The organism is Streptomyces sp. CG 926, assembly GCF_003148825.1.
In the GTDB taxonomy this organism is placed as follows: domain Bacteria; phylum Actinomycetota; class Actinomycetes; order Streptomycetales; family Streptomycetaceae; genus Streptomyces.
Genome location: NZ_QGGZ01000008.1, coordinates 326,469 through 349,086 on the forward strand (window position 1 = coordinate 326,469; position 22,618 = coordinate 349,086).

Sequence of the window (22,618 nt, forward strand, 5' to 3'; positions counted from 1 at the left end):
CGGGCACATCGGTGGCCATCACGACCATCGGTGACCGGGACTTACGGAAGGCGTACGGCGGACATGGCGCAGCAGGAGAACGAGGTTGTCGAGAGCGTGAACGACGGGTACGTCGTGGACACCGAGGACTGTGAGGCGCGCGAGCTCGCCCACCGTCAGCGCGGCACGGCCCGTCCGATCACCGTGGTCGGCAACCCGGTCCTGCACCGGGAGTGCAAGGACGTCACCGAGTTCGGCGACGAGCTGGCACAGCTGATCGACGACATGTTCGCCAGCCAGAAGGCCGCCGAGGGCGTGGGCCTGGCCGCGAACCAGATCGGCGTGGACGCCAAGGTCTTCGTCTACGACTGCCCGGACGACGACGGCAAGCGGCACACCGGTGTCGTGGTCAACCCGAAGCTGGTCGAGCTGCCGGCCGCCGGGCGCGTGCTGGACGACTCCAACGAGGGCTGCCTGTCGGTACCGACCGCCTACGCCTCGCTGGCCCGCCCGGACTACGCCGAGGTCACCGGCCAGGACGCGCAGGGCAACCCGATCAAGGTGCGCGGCACCGGTTACTTCGCCCGCTGCCTGCAGCACGAGACCGACCACCTGTACGGCTACCTGTACATCGACCGCCTCTCGAAGCGGGACCGCAAGGACGCCCTGCGGCAGATGGACGAGGGCACCCCGCGCTACGAGACCGTCCCCAACGCCTGAGGGACCTAGGCGGCCTGCGGGCCCCGGAAGGCGCGCCGGAACGAGTTCGGCGTGGTGCCCAGGGTCCGCAGGAAGTGGTGGCGCAGGGCCGCCGCGTTGCCGAAGCCGCAGCGGCCCGCGATCGCGTCCACCGTCTCGCCGGTCGACTCCAGCAGCTCCTGCGCCAGCAGCACCCGCTGGCGCAGCACCCACTGGTACGGGGTGGTGCCGGTCTCCTGGAGGAAGCGACGGGCGAAGGTCCGCGGGGACATGTGCGCCCGTTCCGCGAGCTGCTCGACGGTGATCTCCTCGCCCAGGTGGCGGGCCATCCACTCGATCACCTCGCCCACCGTGTCGCAGGCCGTGCGCGGCAGCGGCCGCTGGATGAACTGGGCCTGCCCGCCGTCCCGGTGCGGCGGTACGACCATCCGGCGCGCAATGATGTTGGCCACCTCGGCCCCGTGCTCCTGGCGCACCACGTGCAGGCACGCGTCGATGCCCGAGGCCGTGCCGGCGGCGGTGATCACCGGGCCCTCGTCGACGTAGAGCACGTCCGGGTCGACGACCGCCTGCGGGAAGCGCCGGGTCAGGGCCGCGGCGTGCATCCAGTGCGTGGTGCACCGGCGGCCGTCCAGCAGTCCGGCGGCGCCCAGGATGTAGGCCCCGCTGCACACGCTCAGGACCCGCGCACCCCGTTCCACGGCCCGCCGCAGGGCCGCGAGCAGGGGCTCGGGGTAGATGCGTACGCCGGCGTCGTTGGCGGCGGGCAGGCAGATCAGATCGGCCTCCTCCAGTCGCTCCAGCCCGTGCGCGGGGGCGATCGCGAAGGCGCCCCCGGCCACGGTCAGCGGTCCGTCCTCCGCCGCGCAGACGGCGAAGTCGTACACCGGTACGCCCATGTCACTGCGATCGATCCCGAACACCTCGCAGAAGATCCCCAGCTCGAAAGGGGCGACTTTGTCGACGAGGGCCACGGCCACGTTGGTCAGCATGACCCCAGTGTGGCAGTAATTCGGTCTTCTATGACAGTACTGCCACTGTCGATCATGGGCGATCAGGCGGACAGTAGAGCTATGACCACCTTCGTGAGTTACCTCGTCGTCCTCGCCTTCGTCGCCCTCGTGCTCGGGCCCAGCCTCTACGGGATCCTGCGCGACCGGCGGATCGACCGGCAGATCCGAGCCGTCGCGACCCGGCTGGTGTGGCTGCCCCGCCAGCGGGCGGGCGGCCTCCCGCCCACCCCGCGCCGGCACACCTTCCGGCCCGCCGCCCGGCGGTACTGGGGCCCCATCGCCCACTGAACACCGGGGAACGCGAGAAGCCGGGACACGGAAACCTCCGCATCCCGGCTCCCCGGTCGCTCACCGTCCCGGAACCCCGGGAAGTCGTGGAACCGCCGGCCCCTAGAAGTCCTCGTCCAGGTCGACCGTGCCCTCGACCGCGACCTGGTAGGCCGACGGACGCCGCTCGAAGAAGTTCGTCAGCTCCTGCACACCCTGCAGCTCCATGAAGGAGAACGGGTTCTGCGAGCCGTACACCGGCGGGAACCCGAGGCGGACCAGACGCTGGTCCGCGACGCACTCCAGGTACTCGCGCATCGACTCGGTGTTCATGCCCGGCAGGCCGTCACCGCACAGGTCGCGGCCGAACTGCAGCTCCGCGTCCACCGCCTCCTTGAGCATGTCGGTGACCTGCTGCTGGAGCGCGTCGTCGAAGAGCTCCGGCTCCTCCTTGCGGACCGTGTCCACGACCTCGAACGCGAAGTTCATGTGCATGGTCTCGTCACGGAACACCCAGTTGGTGCCGGTGGCCAGACCGTGCAGCAGACCGCGCGAGCGGAACCAGTACACGTACGCGAAGGCGCCGTAGAAGAACAGGCCCTCGATGCACGCCGCGAAGCAGATCAGGTTCAGCAGGAAGCGGCGGCGGTCGGCCTGCGTCTCCAGCCGGTCCAGCTTCTCGACCTCGTTGATCCACTTGAAGCAGAACTGCGCCTTCTCGCGGATGGAGGGGATCTCCTCGACCGCGTCGAAGGCGGCCGCGCGGTCGTCCGGGTCGGGCAGGTAGGTGTCGAGCAGCGTCAGGTAGAACTGGACGTGCACGGCCTCCTCGAACAGCTGGCGCGACAGGTACAGGCGCGCCTCCGGGGAGTTGATGTGCTTGTAGAGCGTCAGCACCAGGTTGTTCGAGACGATCGAGTCGCCCGTCGCGAAGAACGCGACCAGCCGGCCGATCATGTGCTGCTCACCGGGCGTCAGCTTCGCGAGGTCCGCGACGTCCGAGTGGAGGTCGACCTCCTCGACGGTCCAGGTGTTCTTGATCGCGTCCCGGTAGCGCTCGTAGAAGTCCGGGTAGCGCATCGGGCGGAGCGTGAGTTCGAAGCCCGGGTCGAGCAGGTTCTTCTTCTTGTCGTTGGAGCTCATCACTGGCAGGCCTCGCAGGACTCGGGGTTCTCAAGGGAGCAGGCCAGCGCCTCGGCGTCGGCGACCGCCTGCGGCAGCTCGACGGGGGTGGCCGCCTGCGCGGCGCGGGCGATCTTCGTCGCCGGGCGCGAGCGCAGGTAGTAGGTGGTCTTCAGGCCCTGCTTCCAGGCGTACGCGTACATCGAGCTGAGCTTGCCGATGGTGGGCGTCTCCAGGAACAGGTTCAGCGACTGCGACTGGTCCAGGAACGGCGTACGGGCCGCCGCCATGTCGATCAGACCGCGCTGCGGGATCTCCCACGCCGTGCGGTACAGCTCGCGGACCTCGGCCGGGATCCAGCCGAAGCCCTGGACCGAGCCGGAGGACTCGCGCAGCGCCTCGCGGGTCTGGGCGTCCCACACGCCGAGCTGCTTCAACTCCTCCACCAGGTAGCCGTTCACCTGGAGGAACTCACCGCTGAGCGTCTCGCGCTTGAACAGGTTGGAGACCTGCGGCTCGATGCACTCGTACACGCCGGCGATCGAGGCGATCGTCGCCGTCGGCGCGATGGCCAGCAGCAGCGAGTTGCGCATGCCGGACTTCGCGACGCGGGCGCGCAGCGCGTCCCAGCGCTCCGGCCAGTTCAGCTCGACGTCGTAGTGGTCCGGGTGCAGGACACCACGGGCGGTACGGGTCTGCTCCCAGGCCGGCAGCGGGCCGCTGCGCTCGGCGAGGTCGCAGGAGGCCTCGTAGGCGGCCAGCATGATGCGCTCGGAGAGCTTGGTGGACAGGGCCTTCGCCTCGGGGGAGTCGAAGGGGAGCTTCAGCTTGAAGAAGACGTCCTGGAGGCCCATCGCGCCCAGGCCGACGGGACGCCAGCGGGCGTTGGAGCGGCCGGCCTGCTCGGTCGGGTAGAAGTTGATGTCCACCACGCGGTCGAGGAAGGTCACGGCCGTGCGGACGGTCTCGTCGATCCGCTCCCAGTCGATCTCGCCGTCCACGACGAAGGCGCCCAGGTTGACCGAGCCGAGGTTGCAGACGGCAGTCTCGCCGTCGTTCGTGACCTCGATGATCTCGGTGCACAGGTTCGAGGAGTGCACGACGGTGCCCGGCTCGGCGGTCTGGTTCGCCGTGCGGTTGGAGGCGTCCTTGAAGGTCATCCAGCCCTGGCCGGTCTGCGCGAGGGTGCGCATCATCCGGCCGTACAGGTCGCGGGCGGGCATGGTCTTGCGGGCCAGGCCGTCCGCCTCGGCCTTGCGGTAGGCGGCGTCGAAGTCGTCGCCCCACAGGTCGACCAGCTCGGGCACGTCGGCCGGGGAGAACAGCGACCAGTCGGCGTCGGCGTTCACGCGGCGCATGAACTCGTCCGGCACCCAGTGGGCGAGGTTCAGGTTGTGCGTACGGCGCTGGTCCTCACCGGTGTTGTCGCGGAGCTCCAGGAACTCCTCGATGTCCGCGTGCCAGGTCTCCAGGTACACGGCGGCGGCGCCCTTGCGGCGGCCACCCTGGTTCACGGCGGCGACGGAGGCGTCGAGGGTCTTCAGGAACGGCACGATGCCGTTGGAGTGGCCGTTGGTGCCACGGATCAGGGAACCGCGGGCGCGGATACGGGAGTACGAGAGGCCGATGCCACCGGCGTGCTTGGAGAGCCGGGCCACCTGGTGGTAGCGGTCGTAGATCGAGTCGAGCTCGTCCAGCGGGGAGTCCAGCAGGTAGCAGGAGGACATCTGCGGGTGCCGGGTACCGGAGTTGAAGAGCGTCGGGGAGGACGGCAGGTAGTCCAGACGGCTCATCAGCCGGTACAGCGAGGCCACTTCCTCGACGGCCTGCACGCTCTCGTCGGCGGCCAGACCGCAGGCCACGCGCAGCATGAAGTACTGCGGGGTCTCGATGACCTGACGGGTGATCGGGTGGCGCAGCAGGTAGCGGCTGTGCAGGGTGCGCAGGCCGAAGAAGCCGAAGCGGTCGTCGGCGCCCTCGGCGAGGGTCAGTTCGACGAGCGAGTCGAGCCGGCTCGCGTGCGTACGGACGAACTCGGCCGTGCGGTCGGCGATGAGGCCCTCGCGGTGGCCGACCTCGACGGACGCCGAGAAGGAGGTGGAGCCCTGGCTCGCGGCCTCGTCGCGCACGGCCAGCGTCAGCAGGCGCGCGGCGAGCCGGGAGTAGGCCGGGTCCTCGGAGATCAGACCGGCGGCGGCCTCGGTGGCCAGCCCGCGCAGTTCGGCGTCGTCGGCGGCGGCGCTGCGGCCGCGCAGCGCGGAGGCCGCGACCCGGCCGGGGTCGGTGTCGGGGAGGTCCGCCGTCAGTTCGGTGAGGGTACGCAGCAGCGTGGCCCCCGGGCCCTCGGTGTTGTCGCCAGAAGTGGACTCGGCGCGCGGTGCGGAAGGCGCGATGGTCACGGCGGGAGCTCTCCCTCGCTCGGCCCGGTCATCGACGGGGCGGGGCGCGAGCGGGCGCATGCGGGCGTGACGAGAACGCGTACCCCGCATGGCGTCCACCGGCCCAACCGCGAGGCCCGGACGAATCGGCACCCGGTTCGGTCGAGCCGGGCGCGCTGTCGGCAGGTCATCGGACTTGGTGTCCGGTAGCCGGACACTTCATACCGTTGCGGGACAGTTCCGGATTCGCACCGGATTCCCCTGCGGCGACAGCAGGCATGAGCATACATGTGGGGGCGGCCCTCTGCGGTAACCCCCACATGTAGTGTCGGCGTGGCTACAGCTTGAGCCGGTAAGTGAGGAGTGTCAGGCCTTCGATCGGCGCCCAGTCCCGCTCCGGAGTGCGTACGAAACCCAGGCGCGCGTAGATCCGATGGGCCTCGGCCATGCCGCCCTGGGTGGAGAGAACGAGGCCGGTCACGCCCTCCAGAGACCGCGCCCGCTCGACGCAGGCCCGCACCAGAGCCTCGCCGGCGCCCTGGCCGCGTGCCTCGCGGGCCACCGCGAGCATCCGGAACTCGGCCTCGTCCGGGGCCGCGATGTCGGCGAGCGCACTGCCCGGAGCGGCGAAGGTCACACCGCCCAACAGTCGTTCGTCCCGCACGGCGACGAGCACCTCGCCCTGGGCGGCCCGGCCGGCCACGTCGCGCAGCACGTTCAGGTAGCCGTCGTCCTCGTTGAAGTCCAGATGCCCGTCGGCGAGGTAGGCCCCCGACGTGATCTCACCCAGCTCCGCGTACTCGGCGGGCAGCGCCGTCCTGATCACCATGTCCATGCGGTCGAGTGTGCAGGACGGGTGTCGGGGTGCGGCGCTGTCGTCGAGGGACAGCGACCCGGACGGCCACCGTTACGAGACCGTCCGCACCGTTCCCTTCGGCAAGGAGGTCCGCCTCCCCGATCCCGTCGGCATCACCCTCCCGACCGAACCCCTCAAGGACTGGGTGCGCTGAGGAACGCCGAAGGGGCCCCGCCGCGTCGTGCGGCGGGGCCCCTTCGCATGGTTCAGCAGCAGCGGAAGCCCTCGCGGGGGTCCGCCTCGCGGGCGTCCGTACGGGCGCGTTCGAAGGCGCGGCGGGTCAGGACCTCCGCGTCCGGGTCGTGGGAGCGGGTGTGGGCCACGTACCGGTCGTACGCGGCCTCCCCGGAGAACTCCCGTACGTAGAACCGGGCCCTGGCCAGCACGCTCCGTACGGTGCTCACGCCACCGGCTCCTTGACGTGTCCGCCGCCGGCGTCGCGGTCGGCGGCCGCGAGCTCAGCCCGCTCCTCGGCGGTCGCGATCAGCCCGGCCGGCGCGACGATCTTCGACTCGGTCCACGGGGTCTCCGACAGGGTCGCCGACCCCGGGTCGCGGACCGCCTTCAGACAGGTCCGGGCCGCGTCCGCGAGGACCACGATGATCAGGAGCGCGAAGAGGGCGCACAGGACGCCGTCGACCGTGGCGTTGGTGACCACGGTGTGCATGTCGCCCATGTTCTTGGCGGGCGGCAGGACCTTGTCGGCGTCGATGCCGGCCTGGTACTTGTCGCGCTGGGCGAAGAAGCCGACCTTCACGTCCTCGGAGAAGATCTTCTGGTAGCTCGCGGTGAGGGTCACCGTGGCGTCCCAGACCAGCGGAACGCCCGTCACCCAGGCCCACTTGAGCCGACCGGACTTGATCAGAAGCGTGGTGCAGACGGCCAGCGCGACCGCGGCGAGCAACTGGTTGGCGATGCCGAAGAGCGGGAAGAGCTGGTTGATGCCGCCGAGCGGGTCCTTGACGCCGACCCACAGGAAGTAGCCCCAGCCGGCGACGACGATCGCGCTCGCGAACCACACGCCGGGCTTCCAGCTGACGTCCTTGAAGGACTTGTGCACGTTGCCGAGGGTGTCCTGGAGCATGAACCTGCCCACACGGGTACCCGCGTCGAGCGTCGTCAGGATGAAGAGCGCCTCGAACATGATGGCGAAGTGATACCAGAACGCCTTCATGCCGGCGCCGCCGGCCACGGCGGAGAAGATCTCCGACATTCCGAGTGCGAAGGTCGGAGCACCGCCGGTGCGCGAGAGCAGAGTGGCTTCCTCGACGTCCTTGGCGGCCTGGGCGAGCGCCTCCGGGGGGATGGCGAAACCGAAGTTGCCCACCGCCTGGGAGGCGGATTCGACCGTGGTGCCGATGATCCCGCCGGGCGAGTTGACGGCGAAGAAGAGGCCGGGCTCGATGATGCAGGCCGCGATGATCGCCATGACGGCGACGAAGGACTCGGTCAGCATCGCGCCGTAGCCGATCATGCGGACCTGGGTCTCCTTCTGGATCATCTTCGGGGTGGTTCCCGAGGAGACCAGGGCGTGGAAGCCGGAGAGCGCGCCGCAGGCGATGGTGATGAAGACGAAGGGGAACATCGACCCGGCGAAGACCGGGCCGTCGCCGCGGGCCGCGAAGTCGGTGACGGAGGGCATCTTCAGGGTGGGCATCGCGATGACCACGCCGATGGCGAGGAGCGCGATGGTGCCGACCTTCATGAAGGTGGAGAGGTAGTCGCGGGGTGCGAGCAGCATCCACACCGGCAGCACCGATGCCAGGAAGCCGTACACCACCATCCAGATGACCAGCGTCTCCTTCTCCAGGGTGAAGGTGTCCGCGAAGGAGGACTCGGCGACCCAGCCGCCCGCGACGATGGCGAGCAGCAGCAGCGCGACGCCGATGACGGAGACCTCGGTGACCCGGCCCGGCCGCAGGACGCGCAGGTAGAAGCCCATGAAGACGGCGATCGGAATGGTCATGCCGATGGAGAAGACGCCCCAGGGCGAGTGCGCCAGGGCGTTGACGATGACGAGGGCCAGGACCGCCAGCAGGATGATCATGATGGCGAACACGGCGATCAGGGCGGCGGCCCCGCCGACGGGGCCGATCTCGTCCCGGGCCATCTGACCGAGCGAACGCCCGTCGCGGCGGGTGGAGAAGAACAGCGTGACCATGTCCTGGACGGCCCCGGCGAAGATGACGCCGGCGACGATCCAGATGGTGCCCGGCAGATAGCCCATCTGCGCGGCGAGGACGGGTCCGACGAGCGGGCCCGCGCCGGCGACGGCCGCGAAGTGGTGGCCGAAGAGCACCCGGCGGTCGGTGGGGTGGAAGTCGACACCGTTGTCGAGGCGTTCGGCGGGGGTGGCCCGGGTGGCGTCCACCTTCAGTACGCGGTCCGCGATGAAGCGCGAGTAGAAGCGGTAGCCGATCGCGTACGAGCCCAGCGCGGCGGCGAGCAGCCAGGCGGCGGAGATCTCCTCGCCGCGCGAGAGGGCCAGCACGCCCCAGCCGATGGCGCCGACGAGCCCGACGAGCACCCACGCGGCGATGGACCTGGGAGAAGGCGAGCCCGACGTACTGCCCGGACTCGCCGCGTCCCGTTCTGTCCCTGTTGCTTCCGGTTCAGGCATGACCTCGTCCCCTCGTCGATCATCTGCGTAAGCGCAGGGAATCTACGGGGGTTTGCCCGCTGAGCGTAAGACCCCGTCCGTATTCCGGTATGTGAAGGAATCGGGGACACGGGGTCCGACGGCCAGGTCGGGCGGGGTCGGACGGGCCAGGTCAGACGGCCGGGCGCTTGAGCCTGGCGACGAACTTGTACCGGTCGCCGCGGTACACCGACCGCACCCACTCCACCGGTTCGCCGTCGGCGTCCAGGGAGTGCCGGGAGAGCATCAGCATCGGCAGCCCGACGTCGGTGCCGAGCAGGCCGGCCTCGCGCGGGGTGGCCAGCGAGGTCTCGATGGTCTCCTCGGCCTCGGCCAGGTGCACGTCGTAGACCTCGGCGAGAGCGGTGTAGAGGGAGGTGTACTTGGCGAGCGAACGACGCAGCGCGGGGAAGCGCTTGGCCGACAGGTGCGTGGTCTCGATGGCCATGGGCTCACCGCTGGCCAGGCGCAGCCGCTCGATGCGCAGCACCCGCCCGCCGGTGGTGATCTTGAGCAGTCCGGCGAGGGTGTCGTCGGCCGTCACGTAGCCGATGTCGAGGAGCTGGGAGGTCGGTTCCAGCCCCTGGGCCCGCATGTCCTCCGTGTACGAGGTCAGTTGCAGCGCCTGGGAGACCTTGGGCTTGGCGACGAAGGTGCCTTTGCCCTGGATCCGCTCCAGTCGCCCCTCTACGACCAGTTCCTGGAGGGCCTGTCGGACGGTGGTCCGCGAGGTGTCGAATTCGGCCGCGAGCGTGCGCTCCGGCGGCACCGGGGTGCCGGGCGGCAGCGTCTCGGTCATGTCGAGCAAGTGCCGCTTGAGTCGGTAGTACTTGGGAACACGTGCCGTGCGGGTGGCTGCCCCGCCGTCCGGCTCCGTGGTCGCCCCTTCGGTGGCCATCGCCGCCCGCCTTCCCGACTCCAGTTTCGCTGCCGTCACCGGCTCCTCCGATATGTGCGGTCACATCGTGACACGAGTGGGGGGACAGGCCTTCTCTCTCCCCAGGTGTCGGTCCGATAACGGACGCGGCACCCGCTCATTAGACCCTTGACACCCCTAAAGGTCTAGGCCAAGCTCCAGCTACTGGTCTAAACCAATATGGATCAGATCCCGGCCCCACGGCAGTACTTCGCGTATGTCACCGCGGCGGGCGAGGGAAGTGCAGGCAGGCATCCCTGAGGAGGGTGGCGTGAAGCGCAAGCTCATCGCGGCGGTCAGTGTCGCGGGCATGATGGTCGGAGTCGCGGCGTGCGGCAACGGCAGCGACGACAAGGCCAAGACCGACGCGGGTGGCGCCAAGGAGATCACCGTCTGGGTGATGGACGGCTCCGCTCCCAAGGCCTGGATCGACGAGGTCAACAAGGAGTTCTCGGCCAAGCACCCCGGTGTCACGGTCAAGGTCGAAGAGCAGAAGTGGACCGGCATCCAGGAGAAGGTCACCACGGCCCTCTCCGAGAACAACCCGCCGGACGTCCTGGAGCTCGGCAACACCCAGACCGCCGGCTACGCGGTCACCGGCGGCCTCGCCGACCTGACCAAGGACAAGGCCACGCTCGGCGCCGACGCCTGGCAGAAGAGCATGCTCGCCTCGGCCGAGATCGACGGCAAGCTCTACTCCGCCCCGTGGTACGCCGCCAACCGCGTCGTGGTCTACGACAAGAAGGCCTACGAGAAGGCCGGCGTCACCCCGCCGAAGACCCGCGACGAGTGGATCGCCGGTCTGGAGAAGCTGAAGGCGGCCGACCCGGCCTCGCAGCCGATCTACCTGCCCGGCCAGAGCTGGTACGTCCTCGCCGGCTTCATCTGGGACGAGGGCGGCGACCTCGCCGTCAAGGACGGCGCCAAGTGGAAGGGCGGACTGGCCACCCCGCAGGCCGCTTCCGCCGTGGAGTTCTACAAGAAGCTCCAGTCCTTCTCCACCGCCCCCAAGGACAAGGACGAGGCCACCCCGCAGCAGTCCACCGACATCGTTCCCAAGGGTGGCGTCGCCTCCTGGATCGGTCTCGGCTGGGAGGCCGGCGGCGCCGAGAAGGCGCTGAAGGAGGCGGGCAAGGAGGCCGACTTCGGCTACTTCCCGATCCCGGGCAAGACCGCGGACAAGACCGGCACCGTCTTCCTCGGCGGCTCGAACCTCGCGATCGCCGAGCGCTCCAAGAACAAGGAGCTCGCCAAGGAGTGGCTGGCCCTCGCCGCCGGCAAGGACCAGATGACCAAGTACGCCGCCGAGACCAAGGGCGCCCTGCTGCCCAACCAGGTCGGCGCGAACTTCACCCCGGCCGCCGGTTCCTTCGCCGAGGCCATGGGCAAGGCCGGCCTCAACGGCAAGATCACCCCGGTCACCGCGGGCTGGGCGAACGTCGAGACCGAGCCGAACCCCATCAAGGAGTTCATGACCAAGGTCCTGAACGGTGAGGACGCCGCCAAGGCGGGCGCGGACGCGGACAAGGAAATCGCGAACCGCATCAACAAGTAGCCCCACCCCGCAGTTCCCGCACCACCCAGCAGTGTGATCGCACCGGGGGCACGGCAGGCGCCATGCCGCATGCCGTGCCCCCGGTGGCGTATTTGACTCCACAGTCAACCGCGAGGAAGCCACGCCATGACCGTGCACTCCCAGGGAGCGATGACCGCCGCTCCACAGGACGCACCACACAAGCCCGCCGGACGGCCCGAGAGGACCGCGTCGCCGACCGGTCCCGGTCCCACGTCTCCTCGCGGGGGCAGAAAGTCGCTCCCCTCGGGGTGGCTGCCCTATCTGCTGGTCGCGCCGGCGGTGCTCGCCCTCGCGACACTGCTGCTGTACCCGCTGATCAAGAACGTGATCCTGTCCTTCCAGGACATCAACAAGATCGAGTTCATCCAGCGGAAGTACCCCTTCGCGGGGTTCTCCAACTACACCGAGCTGATCGGTGACGCGGACTTCTGGACCGTGGTCGCCCGCAGCTTCGCCTTCACCGCGGCCAACGTCGCGCTGATCATGGTGCTCGGCAGCCTCATCGGCATCCTGCTGAACCGGCTCGGCAAGAAGATGCGGCTGGTCCTGTCGATGGCGCTGGTGATGGCCTGGGCCATGCCGATCGTCGCCTCGGTACAGGTCTTCAAGTGGCTGTTCGACGAGCAGTTCGGCGTCATGAACTGGGTGATGCGCAGCGCCGGCTTCGCCGGATACGAACAGCACAACTGGATGCAGACCGGCCTGTCGACCCTGACGATCGTCACCGTCCTGGTGGTCTGGGGCTCCATCCCCTTCGTCGCCCTCAACATGTACGCCGGACTGACCACGGTCGGCGCCGAGCTGTACGAGGCCGCCCGGATGGACGGCGCCAACGGCTGGCAGACCTTCTGGAAGATCGTCTTCCCGAACCTCCGGCCGTTCTTCCTCATCACCACGTTCCTCGAAGTGATCTGGGTCTTCAAGGCCTTCACCCAGGTCTACGCGATGAACAAGGGCGGCCCCGACCGCGCCTCCGAGATCCTCCCGGTCTTCGCCTACGTCGAGGGCCAGAGCCAGGCCCACTACGGCCTCGCCGCCGCGATCTCCGTCCTGACGATCCTGATCCTCGTGGTCGTCATGTCCTTCTACTTCCGCCTGATCCTGAAGCAGGAGGAGGAGCAGTGAGCAGCACCACCACCACCGCGCCGAAGCCCGCGCAGCAGCTCCGCAAGCGCCGGCCGGTCCGCCCCGCCGCCGTGGTCAAGAACCTCGGCGCGCTCCTCCTCGCCCTGGTCTTCGTCTTCCCCGTGTACTGGATGTTCTCCTCGGCCCTCAAGCCGTCGAGCCAGATGCTCACGAAGGACCCGGTCTTCGTCTTCACCCCGACGCTCGACAACTTCACCAAGGCCACCGGGGTCTCCAACTTCTGGACGTACGTCACCAACAGCGTCCTGGTCACCGTCGGCGCCGTCGCGCTGGCCCTGCTCGTCGCCCTCGCCGCGAGCTTCGCCATCGCCCGGATGAGGTTCAAGGGGCGCAAGGGCCTCGTCCTCACCGTGATGATGGCCCAGATGGCCCCCTGGGAGGTCATGGTCATCGCGATGTACATGATCGCCCGCGACGGCGAGATGCTGAACAGCCTCCCGCTGCTCACCGCGATCTACTTCGTGATGATCCTCCCCTTCACCATCTGGACCCTGCGCGGCTTCATCGCCGCCGTCCCGGTGACCCTGGAGGAGGCGGCCCAGATCGACGGCTGCACCCGCGGCCAGGCCTTCCGCAAGGTGATCTTCCCGCTGCTGGCCCCCGGCCTGATGTCCACCTCGCTCTTCGGCTTCATCACGGCCTGGAACGAGTTCGCCATGGTCCTGATCCTGAACAAGGACAAGAGCGCGCAGACGCTGCCGCTGTGGCTGACCGAGTTCATGTCGGCCTTCGGCAACGACTGGGGCGCCACCATGGCCGCGTCCTCGCTCTTCGCGGTCCCGGTTCTGCTCATCTTCATCTTCCTCCAGCGCAAGGCCGTCGGCGGGATGACCGCCGGCGCCGTGAAGGGATAACGGCCGCCATGACTGTCCTTGCGCACCGCACCGATACGGTCACCCGCGACGCCCTCGCCGTCCTCCAGCCCGGCTTCGAGGGCACCACCGCCCCCGACTGGCTGCTCCGGCAGGTCGGCGAAGGCCTCACCGCCGTCGGCCTGTTCGGCCGCAACATCACCTCGCCCGAGCAGCTCGCCGCGCTGACCGCGCAGCTGCGTACCGAGCGCGACGACGTCCTGGTCGCCATCGACGAGGAGGGCGGCGACGTCACCCGCCTGGAGGTCCGCGGCGGTTCCTCCTTCCCCGGCAACCTGGCCCTCGGCGCCGTCGACGACACCGACCTCACCCGCGGCGTCGCCCGCGAGCTGGGCCGCCGACTCGCCGAGTGCGGGGTCAACCTCAACTGGGCCCCGTCCGCCGACGTCAACTCCAACCCGGACAACCCGGTGATCGGCGTACGGTCCTTCGGTGCCGACACCCACCTCGCCGCCCGGCACACCGCCGCCTACGTCCAGGGCCTCCAGGCCGCCGGCGTGGCCGCCTGCACCAAGCACTTCCCGGGCCACGGCGACACCAACGTCGACTCGCACCACGCCCTGCCGCGCATCGACGTGGACCTGGACACCCTCCAGGCCCGCGAACTCATCCCCTTCAAAGCGGCGATCGAGGCCGGCACCAAGGCCGTGATGAGCGCGCACATCCTGGTACCCGCCCTCGACCCGACCCGCCCGGCCACCCTCAGCCCGCAGATCCTGACCGGTCTGCTGCGGGGGGAGCTCGGCTACGAGGGCCTCATCGTCACCGACGGCATGGAGATGCACGCCATCGCCGGGACGTACGGGATCGAGCGCGGCTCGGTCCTGGCCATCGCGGCCGGCGCCGACGCCATCTGCGTCGGCGGCGGACTCGCCGACGAAGCCACCGTCCTGCGGCTGCGCGACGCGCTGGTCGCGGCCGTCCGCGAGGGGGCACTGCCCGAGGAGCGCCTCGCCGACGCCGCCGCCCGCGTCCGCGCGCTCGCCGCATGGACCCGCGAAGCCCGGCCGGACGCGCAGCCGGAGGGGAGCCGCGCGTCCGGCATCGGGCAGACGGCCGCCCGCCGCGCCGTGCTCGTCACCGGTTCGGCGAAGCCGCTCACCGCGCCCTACGTCGCCACGCTCGCGCCCGTCGCGAACATCGCGGTGGGGGACGAGACCCCGTGGGGCGTGGCGGCGGAACTCGCCGAACTGCTTCCGGGTACCGAGGCGGGCGTCTTCCCCGAGGGCTCCCGCGCCGGCGACGTACTGGCGGCCGCGGGGGACCGTACCGTCGTCGCGGTGGTCCGCGACGCGCACCGCCACCCCTGGATGGCGCAGGCACTCGACGCGCTGGTCGAGGCCCGGCCGGACACGGTCGTCGTCGAGATGGGCCTGCCGCGTGCCCGGCCGCGCGGCGCCCTGCACATCGCCACGCACGGCGCCTCGCGCGTCTGCGGCCGCGCCGCCGCCGAGGTGATCGCGGGAGTCTGATCCCGCCCCGAACCCCTGACCAGGGCGACAGCCCCCGCTCCGGCCACCTCCGGGGCGGGGGCTGTCGAATACCGGCCGCCGGATCTCGGGCGGGCGCCGCACGACGAAGGGCCGGACCGCCCCTGACGGGGAAGTCCGGCCCTTCGTGCGCGCGTGCGGCCGAGGCCTACAGCCCCTGCCAGGAGGGCTTTTCGGCGTAGGTGTGGCGGAAGTAGTCGGCCAGCTTCAGCTTCGAGGCGGCGGCCTCGTCCACGATCACGGTGGCGTGCCGGTGCAGTTGCAGCGCGGAGGCCGGCACCAGCGCGGACAGCGGGCCCTCGACGGTCTGCGCGACGGCCTCGGCCTTGCCCTCGCCGGTGGCCAGGAGGACCAGGTGGCGGGCGTCGAGGATGGTGCCGATGCCCTGGGTGATGACGTGGTGCGGTACCTGCTCCAGGTCGTCGTCGAAGAAGCGCGCGTTGTCCACGCGGGTCTGCTCCGTCAGCGTCTTGATCCGGGTGCGGGAAGCGAGGGAGGAACAGGGCTCGTTGAAGCCGATGTGGCCGTCCGTGCCGATGCCCAGCAGCTGGAGGTCGACGCCGCCGGCCTCGGCCAGGGCGCGGTCGTAGGCCTCGCACGCGCCGACGATGTCCTCGGCCGAACCGTCGGGGCCCATGAAGGAGGCCTCGGACAGACCCAGGGGCTCGACGACCTCCCGGAGCACGACCGCGCGGTAGGACTCGGGGTGCCCGGCCGGCAGGCCTACGTACTCGTCGAGCTGGCAGATCCGGGCCCGGGAGGCGTCGACCTGTCCGGCCTTCACCTTGGCGGCGAGGGCCTCGTAGACGGGCAGCGGGGTAGAGCCGGTCGCCACGCCGAGCAGGGCGTCGGGCTTGCGCCGCACCAGGGCGGCCATGGCCTCCGCGATGAGCTCGCCGCCTGCCTTGGCGTCCGGGACGATGACAACTTCCACGCGGGGCCTGCCGATCTGGAGTGGGTCGGGTGGTATAGACCAATCTACCAGAGGCCGCCGTCCATGACAGGGTCTCGTCGTCATCCATGGTGATCCGGATCCGGAGGTCCGGCCTCCTGTGACGGCGGGAGAACCTTCAACCTTTTGGTTGCCCTGTCTACAACTCCACGAGCGATTAGGGTGGTTTTGGGGAGTAAATCATGGTATGCGAGATTGGAGTGGTCGTCATGGGAAGGCACACCACCTACGCCTTCGAGACCTACAGAGCTGTCGCGGATGCCGGTCGCGCCGAGCTGCTCGCCGCGACCACCTCCCCGTTCCAGATCGAGGTGCGGTTCGTCGGCGGGCTGACGAGCAACCAGCGGAACGTCTTCGGCCAGGCCGCCGAACGCTGGGCCAGGGTCATCGTCGGCGACCTGGAGACCGCGATCCTGCGCGACTTCACGGGCGACGTCGTCATCGACGACCTGTTGATCGATGCCGAAGGCGTGGCGATCGACGGGGTCTTCGGCACGCTCGGGGAGGCGGGACCGATCCGCTTCCGGCGGGAGACGGCGGCCGCCGGAGCGCGCCTGCCCGCCACGGGCATCATGCGGTTCGACAAGGCCGACCTGGGACAGATGGAGGACGACGGTTCGCTGCTGGACGTCATCACGCACGAGATGGGCCATGTGCTGGGGATCGGGACGATCTGGGACACCTTCGGTCTGCTGAAGGACTTCCCCGGACCCAATCCCACCTTCGTCGGTCCCGGCGCCATGAAGGAGTTCGGCGCGCTCATCGGGGCCGGGCAGCCCACTCCCGTACCGGTCGCCAATGTCGGCGGCGCGGGCAGCGCGGGAGGCCACTGGCGGGAACGGGTCTTCGGCACCGAGCTGATGTCGCCCACGATCGGCGGCCCCGGCAACCCCCTGAGCCGGCTGACCGTGGCGAGCCTCGGGGACCTCGGCTACCAGGTCGACCTCGACGCGGCGGAGCCCTACGCACTCCCCGACCCCTTCGTCATCGCGATGGGCGGCGGCGGGGAGCCCGCACCGACCAGGGGCGTCATGCTCCCGACCGTCCCCAGCAGCATCCCCGCCGACCGGCCCTAGACCAGCGCGAGCTGCAGACCGCCCGTCGCGTCCATGTGTTGGCCCGTCACCCAGCGGGAGTCGGGCGAGGCCAGGAAGGCCACCACGTCGGCGACCTCCTGTGCCGTGCCCACCCGATGGAAGACGGAGCGGGCGGCCAGATGGGCCCGTGTCGCCCCGTCCGCGAGGAGGTCGGCGTTCAGGTCGGTCTCGGTGATGCCGGGACCGACCGAGTTCACGGTGATCCCGCGCGGGGCCAGTTCGGCGGCCAGCGACCGGGTCAGCGCGTTCGCCGCACCCTTGGCCATGACCGTGGCCAGGATGGCCGGCAGGGCGATCTTCGGGGTGCCGGTCACGTTCACGATCCGGCCCCCGTCGCGCAGCCGCTCCAGCCCGTACTTGATCACGAAGAACGGCGCCTTGGCGTTGAGCGCGTGCGCCCGGTCGTACATCTCCTCGTCGGTGTCCCCGATCCCCGCGAAGGTCGCCGCCCCGGCATTGTTCACCAGGATGTCCACCTCCTCGGTGTGGTCGGGATGGGCCGCGTACGCCGCCCACAGGGCCCGCGCGTCGCCCGGGACGCCCAGTTCGGCGTTGATCGCGAAGGCCCGTCCACCGGCCGCCGCGATGGCCGCGACCGTCGCGCCCGCCGCCGCCTCGTCGCGTCCGTAGTGCACCGCGACGAGTGCGCCGTCCCGCGCCAGTCGCTCGGCCACGGCCCGTCCGATGCCCCGACCGCCGCCGGTGACCAGTGCCGTCTTTCCCTCGAGCACGCCCATGACGCGCCCCCCTCCGGTAATCGCTAGTGGTCGCTACAGAAAGGAACGTATCAGATTCCCTAGCGCCCGCTATAGAATGCGGCCATGGTGACCGGACAGCGCGGCAGGCCCCGTTCCTTCGACCGCGACGCCGCCCTCGACAAGGCGATGCTCGCCTTCTGGGAGCGCGGGTACGAGGCGACCTCCATCGCCGACCTGACCGCCTCGCTCGGCATCGGCGCGCCCAGCCTCTACGCGGCCTTCGGCGACAAGCGCAAGCTCTTCGACGAGGTCGTGGTGGTCTACGGGAGCCGGTACGGGGACTTCGCGAGCGTGGCGCTGGCCGAGGAGCCCACCTCCGGGGCGGCCGTCGCCCGCATCCTGCGCGAGGCGGCCCACATCTACACCGACCCGGCCCACCCGCGGGGCTGCATGGTGATCAGCGCCGCGATCAACACCACCTCGCAGGAGGTGGCGCAGGCGCTGCGCGAGCGCCGCAATGCCAACCTGGCGATGTTCGAGAGTCGGATCCGGGCCGACGTGGCCGCGGGGGCGCTGCCCGCCGACACGGACGCGCGGGCGCTGGCCCGGTACGCCGGAGCGGTGCTGCAGGGGATGTCCCAGCAGTCGCGCGACGGCGCGAGCCGGGAAGAGCTGGAGGCGGTGGCGGAGCGGGCCCTGCTGGCCTGGCCCGCCGCGTAGGCGGCCGGCCACGTTCGGCTCGGCATGTCCGCGCGATGTCCGCGCAGGAATTCCTCTGGGCCACGGTGCAGGACGGGACCCTCGACCCGCCCGGCACCGTAGCCCGGAGTACTTACGGCCGACAGGTGTGCGGTTCCCGACGGCCGGTGGAGGTGCCTGCGCGGTCAGGGCAGAGCGCGCGGCTTACCTCGATCCGTCCTCCTGTGCGGGGAGGGCGGAGGTTGTGAAATCAATTGTGGACTAGACCATTCTGTTCTGTCCATCCAATGACAGTGCCTGGAAACCCGTCACTTCCTCCAACAGTACGCGGCCCGTGCCCCCCTTGGATACTCCTGAGTACCGCCGTGGGGAAAGTCATGGCACGTACCCGGGGTACGCTCGCAAGGTGCCCTCCATGAACGACCTCGTACGCCAGCACACCGCTCTCGGTGAAACCGACCTGGAGTGGCTCCACCTGCTGGTCTCGGAGTGGCAGCTGCTCTCCGACCTGTCCTTCGCCGACCTCGTCCTGTGGGTGCCCACCCTCGACGGGACGCGGTACGTCTCGGTCGCCCAGATGCGCCCGAACACCGGTCCCACCTCGTACCAGGACGACATGGTCGGCCACCTGGTGCCGCGTGGCCGCCGCCCGCTGCTGGACGCCGCGCTCGACGAGGGCCGGATCGTGCGCGAGGGCGACCCCGAGTGGCGCGAGGAGGTGCCGGTCCGCGTCGAGTCGATCCCCGTCCGCCGCGAGGGCCGGGTACTGGGAGTGATCGCCCGCAACACCAACCTGCTCACTGTGCGTACACCGAGCCGGCTGGAGCTGACCTACCTCCAGTCCGCCTCCGACCTCGCCCAGATGATCGCGGCGGGCTCCTTCCCGTTCCCCGGCCAGCAGGTCGACATGGACGCCTCCCCGCGGGTCGGGGACGGCCTGATCCGCCTCGACGCCGACGGCGTGGTCACCTACGCCTCCCCGAACGCGCTCTCCGCCTACCACCGACTCGGGCTCGCCTCCGACCTCGTCGGCCAGCACCTGGGCAACACCACGGCCGAACTGGCCCCCTCCCGCGGTCCGGTGGACGAGGCCCTGGTCAAGCTGGCCAGCGGCTGGGCCCCCCGGGAGACCGAGGTCGACGGCAACGGCGGGGTCATCCAGCTCCGCGCGATCCCGCTCAAGCCGAAGGGCACCCGGATCGGCTCCCTGGTGCTGTGCCGCGACGTCACGGAACTGCGTCGTCGCGAACGTGAATTGATCACCAAGGACGCCACCATCCGGGAGATCCACCACCGGGTGAAGAACAACCTGCAGACCGTGGCCGCGCTCTTGCGGCTCCAGTCCCGCCGGATGGATTCGGCGCAGGGTCGCGAGGCGCTGAACGAGGCCGTCCGCCGGGTCGGATCGATCGCGATCGTGCACGAGACGCTGTCTCAGAACCTCGACGAGCGGGTGGAGTTCGACGAGATCGCCGACCGCGTCATCGCGATGGTCTCGGAGATCTCCCCGGGCAAGGTGGACTGCCGACGCACCGGCAGGTTCGGGATCCTGGACGCGGAGGTCGCCACCCCGCTGTCGATGGTGCTGACGGAGATCCTGCAGAACGCCCTGGAGCACGCCTTCACCCAGGGGGAGCGGGGCACCGTGGAGGTGGCCGCGATCCGCACCGGAACCGGTCGTACCGACGGCCGGCTGCTGATCACCGTGCTCGACGACGGCCGCGGCCTGCCCGAGGGGTTCGACCCCCAGCGGGCCGGCAATCTCGGGCTGCAGATCGTACGGACCCTCGTGGAGGGGGAGCTCGGCGGCACGTTCGACATGCTCCGGGCCGAGCCGCGCGGCACCAAGGTCGTCCTCGACATCCCGTCCAGCCCGCAGAAGTAGCGCGAAAGCAGCAGCGATGCCGTGACTCAGCGTGACGTTCCGGCCGTCGCCCGGTCGAGACTGCTGTCACCGGCCGTCACATGGCCGGCACCCGTTTTTCGGTCCACCGGTCGGAATCGGACCCCGAACAGCACTGAGCCCCGGACCGAATGATTCGGTCCGGGGCCCAAGAGCACGGTGCTGAGCGCTTGTTCGGTACTACGCGCTGCGCGTCGAGGCTCGAAAGTCGTTTGTCAGGCGCTGGCGTTGCGCGCCCGGTTGCGAGCGGCGCGGCGCTTCATGGCGCGGCGCTCGTCCTCGCTGAGACCGCCCCAGACGCCGGAGTCCTGACCGGACTCGAGCGCCCACTGCAGGCACTGCTCCATGACGGGGCAGCGGCGGCAGACGGCCTTGGCTTCCTCGATCTGCAGCAGCGCAGGACCGGTGTTGCCGATGGGGAAGAAGAGTTCCGGGTCTTCCTCACGACAAACGGCGTTGTGACGCCAGTCCATGGCTGCTCCATCTCCTTGTATTGCGAACAGGTTGCTTGTGAATGTGAACGCTTTCACGAATCCCCCCGTGAGGGAAGCGCGACCGCCCGGTTTCACGCGGGTGATCAATCAGAGATTCGTGGAGGGGTTCTGGCGGTCTGTGTGGGTGCCGGGTGTTGCGGGCTGTCCCGATCGCCATGAAGAGATTCGCAAACCTCGGACGGGGATACAACCCCTTCCGGAAAGTTTTTTTTGATTCGTCGGTGTCTACTAGGTCACAGCCCTACATCGTGAGGGTGGACCGGCGTGTAAACGTTCGAGTGAAAGGCCTCAGGGCCCTTCTACTCACACAATCACACGCAGTGCCCGGCGTACGCCTGTGAACCGAACGCTGGTCCGCAGTCCGAGGTGATCGCCGTCCATCTGGAAGGGAAGCGGAACCTTCGAATGCAAGGTGAAGTCGGTCAGATCGTGCAGAGACACCGCATGCTTGCCGTGCGGACCTCGCTCAGGAGTGGAGGTCAGGAGCTGTGTCGCGTACCGCGCGACCGCCGGAGTTGACAAACGGTTCAGTGCCAATACGTCAAGCGCAGTATCGAACGAGGCTTCGGGAGAGGCGTAAAGGGGACGATTCCCCAGATACGTCCACGGTGACGTATTGCACACTATGGACAGCACCAGATCGGTCACCGGGTCCGCGCCGGGGCGCTCCAGCGTGACCGTCCCGTGATGCCGGTTCGGCTCCTCCCAGAACTGGCGCATCAGCTGTCGCACGTACAGGGCGTGCGTCGAACGCTTGCCGCGTTCGCGCTGCTGCTCCACCCGGCCCACCACACCCGCGTCGAAGCCGAAGCCCGCGCAGAAGGTGAACCAGCGGGCCGGGACCGACTCGTCCTCCGTACCCGGGGTGCCGGCCGCCAGACCCAGACCCACCGTCCGCTCGCGCTGCTCCCGCAGCGCGTCCAGCAGGGCGCCGGTCGCCTCGACCGCGTCGTTGGGCAGTCCCAGGGCGCGCGCGAACACATTGGTGGAGCCGCCGGGGACCACCGCCAGCCGCGGCAGCCGATCCGGATCGGGACCGTTGTGCAGGAGTCCGTTGACCACTTCGTTGACCGTGCCGTCACCGCCGAGGGCGACGACGAGGTCGAGCCCCTCGTGAGCGGCCTTGCGCCCCAGGTCCCGGGCGTGCCCGCGGTACTCGGTGGTGACCGCCTCCAGCTTCATCTCGCTGGCCAGGGCGTGGGTCAGGACGTCGCGCGTGCGCGCACTGGTGGTGGTCGCTGCTGGGTTGGCCACGAGAAGTGCACGCATGAGCGCCAGACTACCCACCCCTTCACATGCCGACCCTACTGCCCGTCCCCTCCGGGGTCCGGTGCGCGCGGCTACCCTGCTGGAGTGAGTAAGAAGCAGCCCGCGAATGCCCCCGCCCCCGCCGCCGACGTCCCGACCGCCGCGCTGCCCGGCCGGCTGACCGCGGCCGCCGCGCTCACCGCCCTGGAGGGCCTGGCTCTGGCCGGCCTCGGGCTCTACATGCTCTTCGTGGGGATCGCCGGTGACCCCGACTCCCCGCAGCAGGCCGAGACGGGTGGGATCACCCTGCTCGCGCTCGCCGCGCTGCCGTTGGTCGCTGCCCGTGGGCTGCGCCTGGGGCGCCGCTGGAGCCGCGGCCCGGCCCTGATCACCCAGCTGATGGCGCTGCCGGTGGCCTGGACCCTGTACAACACCGGCGGTGCGATGATCGCCGCCGCCGTGGCGCTGGCCGTGGCCGCGGTGGCCGTCGGGGCGCTCCTGGTGAATCCGACGGCGGCCGAGGCGCTGGGTATCGGGCCCGGGGAACAGGCCCGATAACCGGCCGTCCGGTTCTT

At 69.8% G+C, this 22,618-nt stretch carries 22 protein-coding genes and 1 riboswitch; of the genes, 11 read left to right on the forward strand and 11 right to left on the reverse strand.

Annotated elements, in window-relative coordinates; translation table 11 throughout:
• Nucleotides 1-63: 63 nt before the first annotated feature.
• Nucleotides 64-699, forward strand: a complete 636-nt coding sequence (gene def / locus BCL76_RS22890) for a peptide deformylase (RefSeq protein ID WP_030764526.1) — start codon at nucleotides 64-66, stop codon at nucleotides 697-699.
• Between the two features lie 5 nt (nucleotides 700-704).
• On the opposite strand, the gene BCL76_RS22895 is transcribed toward def, so the two are convergent.
• Nucleotides 705-1,670, reverse strand: coding sequence for a helix-turn-helix domain-containing protein (locus BCL76_RS22895; RefSeq protein WP_109781295.1), 966 nt, complete (start codon nucleotides 1,668-1,670; stop codon nucleotides 705-707).
• 81 nt (nucleotides 1,671-1,751) lie between these two features.
• On the opposite strand from BCL76_RS22895, the gene BCL76_RS22900 reads away from it, so the two are divergent.
• Nucleotides 1,752-1,979 carry a hypothetical protein gene (locus tag BCL76_RS22900; protein ID WP_109781296.1) on the forward strand — a complete coding sequence of 76 codons (228 nt, stop codon included), beginning with the start codon at nucleotides 1,752-1,754 and terminating at the stop codon, nucleotides 1,977-1,979.
• A gap of 102 nt (nucleotides 1,980-2,081) precedes the next feature.
• Here BCL76_RS22900 and BCL76_RS22905 read toward each other — a convergent pair whose 3' ends face one another.
• The 3 genes from BCL76_RS22905 to BCL76_RS22915 all read right to left on the reverse strand — a co-directional run bounded on the left by BCL76_RS22905 (nucleotide 2,082) and on the right by BCL76_RS22915 (nucleotide 6,293).
• On the reverse strand, nucleotides 2,082-3,101 hold the full coding sequence (locus tag BCL76_RS22905) for a ribonucleotide-diphosphate reductase subunit beta (RefSeq protein ID WP_030764520.1): 1,020 nt from the start codon (nucleotides 3,099-3,101) through the stop codon (nucleotides 2,082-2,084).
• Nucleotides 3,101-5,479, reverse strand: a complete 2,379-nt coding sequence (locus tag BCL76_RS22910; RefSeq protein WP_030764516.1) for a ribonucleoside-diphosphate reductase subunit alpha — start codon at nucleotides 5,477-5,479, stop codon at nucleotides 3,101-3,103. Before BCL76_RS22910 ends, BCL76_RS22905 begins: the two co-directional genes overlap by 1 nt.
• A 143-nt stretch (nucleotides 5,480-5,622) precedes the next feature.
• A riboswitch (cobalamin riboswitch) is annotated at nucleotides 5,623-5,744 on the reverse strand.
• A gap of 51 nt (nucleotides 5,745-5,795) precedes the next feature.
• Nucleotides 5,796-6,293, reverse strand: a complete 498-nt coding sequence (locus BCL76_RS22915) for a GNAT family N-acetyltransferase (RefSeq protein WP_109781297.1) — start codon at nucleotides 6,291-6,293, stop codon at nucleotides 5,796-5,798.
• Between BCL76_RS22915 and BCL76_RS22920 the strand changes: the two genes are divergently transcribed.
• A complete protein-coding gene (locus BCL76_RS22920) occupies nucleotides 6,292-6,468 on the forward strand; it encodes a hypothetical protein (RefSeq protein ID WP_375137955.1) in 177 nt (58 codons plus the stop codon). The two genes, BCL76_RS22915 and BCL76_RS22920, sit on opposite strands and share 2 nt — an antisense overlap.
• Before the next feature lie 52 nt (nucleotides 6,469-6,520).
• Here BCL76_RS22920 and BCL76_RS22925 read toward each other — a convergent pair whose 3' ends face one another.
• From BCL76_RS22925 to BCL76_RS22935, 3 genes are all read right to left on the reverse strand, one after another.
• Entirely contained in the window at nucleotides 6,521-6,718 is a 198-nt protein-coding gene (locus tag BCL76_RS22925; protein WP_030764507.1) for a YbdD/YjiX family protein, read from the reverse strand.
• Nucleotides 6,715-8,934, reverse strand: a complete 2,220-nt coding sequence (locus BCL76_RS22930; protein WP_258309850.1) for a carbon starvation CstA family protein — start codon at nucleotides 8,932-8,934, stop codon at nucleotides 6,715-6,717. Before BCL76_RS22930 ends, BCL76_RS22925 begins: the two co-directional genes overlap by 4 nt.
• Nucleotides 8,935-9,085: 151 nt before the next feature.
• Nucleotides 9,086-9,850, reverse strand: coding sequence for a GntR family transcriptional regulator (locus tag BCL76_RS22935; RefSeq protein ID WP_030709888.1), 765 nt, complete (start codon nucleotides 9,848-9,850; stop codon nucleotides 9,086-9,088).
• Nucleotides 9,851-10,139: 289 nt separating this feature from the next.
• On the opposite strand from BCL76_RS22935, the gene BCL76_RS22940 reads away from it, so the two are divergent.
• The 4 genes from BCL76_RS22940 (at nucleotide 10,140) to BCL76_RS22955 (ending at nucleotide 14,934) form a co-directional block, all read left to right on the forward strand.
• On the forward strand, nucleotides 10,140-11,423 hold the full coding sequence (locus BCL76_RS22940; RefSeq protein ID WP_030764501.1) for an extracellular solute-binding protein: 1,284 nt from the start codon (nucleotides 10,140-10,142) through the stop codon (nucleotides 11,421-11,423).
• Nucleotides 11,424-11,549: 126 nt separating this feature from the next.
• Nucleotides 11,550-12,569, forward strand: coding sequence for a carbohydrate ABC transporter permease (locus tag BCL76_RS22945; protein ID WP_109781299.1), 1,020 nt, complete (start codon nucleotides 11,550-11,552; stop codon nucleotides 12,567-12,569).
• The gene (locus BCL76_RS22950) at nucleotides 12,566-13,444 is read left to right on the forward strand and encodes a carbohydrate ABC transporter permease (RefSeq protein WP_078850988.1); all 879 of its coding nucleotides are present in this window, start codon (nucleotides 12,566-12,568) and stop codon (nucleotides 13,442-13,444) included. Before BCL76_RS22945 ends, BCL76_RS22950 begins: the two co-directional genes overlap by 4 nt.
• Nucleotides 13,445-13,452: 8 nt before the next feature.
• Nucleotides 13,453-14,934, forward strand: a complete 1,482-nt coding sequence (locus BCL76_RS22955; protein WP_109781300.1) for a glycoside hydrolase family 3 protein — start codon at nucleotides 13,453-13,455, stop codon at nucleotides 14,932-14,934.
• A 166-nt stretch (nucleotides 14,935-15,100) separates the two neighbouring features.
• Here the strand turns inward: BCL76_RS22955 and nagB are convergent, their stop codons facing one another.
• Complete coding sequence (nagB, locus tag BCL76_RS22960) at nucleotides 15,101-15,886, reverse strand: glucosamine-6-phosphate deaminase (protein ID WP_109781301.1); 786 nt, start codon at nucleotides 15,884-15,886, stop codon at nucleotides 15,101-15,103.
• Nucleotides 15,887-16,113: 227 nt separating this feature from the next.
• On the opposite strand from nagB, the gene BCL76_RS22965 reads away from it, so the two are divergent.
• Complete coding sequence (locus tag BCL76_RS22965) at nucleotides 16,114-16,980, forward strand: leishmanolysin-related zinc metalloendopeptidase (RefSeq protein WP_109781394.1); 867 nt, start codon at nucleotides 16,114-16,116, stop codon at nucleotides 16,978-16,980.
• On the opposite strand, the gene BCL76_RS22970 is transcribed toward BCL76_RS22965, so the two are convergent.
• Nucleotides 16,977-17,738, reverse strand: a complete 762-nt coding sequence (locus BCL76_RS22970; RefSeq protein WP_109781302.1) for an SDR family oxidoreductase — start codon at nucleotides 17,736-17,738, stop codon at nucleotides 16,977-16,979. The genes BCL76_RS22965 and BCL76_RS22970 overlap by 4 nt on opposite strands.
• 84 nt (nucleotides 17,739-17,822) lie before the next feature.
• On the opposite strand from BCL76_RS22970, the gene BCL76_RS22975 reads away from it, so the two are divergent.
• Both BCL76_RS22975 and BCL76_RS22980 read left to right on the forward strand, forming a co-directional pair.
• Nucleotides 17,823-18,419 (forward strand): TetR/AcrR family transcriptional regulator, encoded by a 597-nt coding sequence (locus BCL76_RS22975; RefSeq protein ID WP_109781303.1) that lies wholly within the window; start codon nucleotides 17,823-17,825, stop codon nucleotides 18,417-18,419.
• A gap of 394 nt (nucleotides 18,420-18,813) precedes the next feature.
• Nucleotides 18,814-20,283: a sensor histidine kinase gene (locus BCL76_RS22980; RefSeq protein WP_181382672.1), complete on the forward strand. Its 1,470-nt coding sequence runs from the start codon at nucleotides 18,814-18,816 to the stop codon at nucleotides 20,281-20,283.
• Nucleotides 20,284-20,516: 233 nt separating this feature from the next.
• Here the strand turns inward: BCL76_RS22980 and BCL76_RS22985 are convergent, their stop codons facing one another.
• Both BCL76_RS22985 and BCL76_RS22990 read right to left on the reverse strand, forming a co-directional pair.
• Nucleotides 20,517-20,774 (reverse strand): WhiB family transcriptional regulator, encoded by a 258-nt coding sequence (locus BCL76_RS22985; protein WP_003953983.1) that lies wholly within the window; start codon nucleotides 20,772-20,774, stop codon nucleotides 20,517-20,519.
• Between the two features lie 324 nt (nucleotides 20,775-21,098).
• Nucleotides 21,099-22,064 carry a diacylglycerol/lipid kinase family protein gene (locus BCL76_RS22990; RefSeq protein ID WP_030764478.1) on the reverse strand — a complete coding sequence of 322 codons (966 nt, stop codon included), beginning with the start codon at nucleotides 22,062-22,064 and terminating at the stop codon, nucleotides 21,099-21,101.
• Between the two features lie 84 nt (nucleotides 22,065-22,148).
• Here BCL76_RS22990 and BCL76_RS22995 point away from each other — a divergent pair, with 84 nt between their 5' ends.
• Nucleotides 22,149-22,601: a hypothetical protein gene (locus BCL76_RS22995; protein ID WP_109781305.1), complete on the forward strand. Its 453-nt coding sequence runs from the start codon at nucleotides 22,149-22,151 to the stop codon at nucleotides 22,599-22,601.
• The last annotated feature ends 17 nt before the right edge of the window (nucleotides 22,602-22,618 follow it).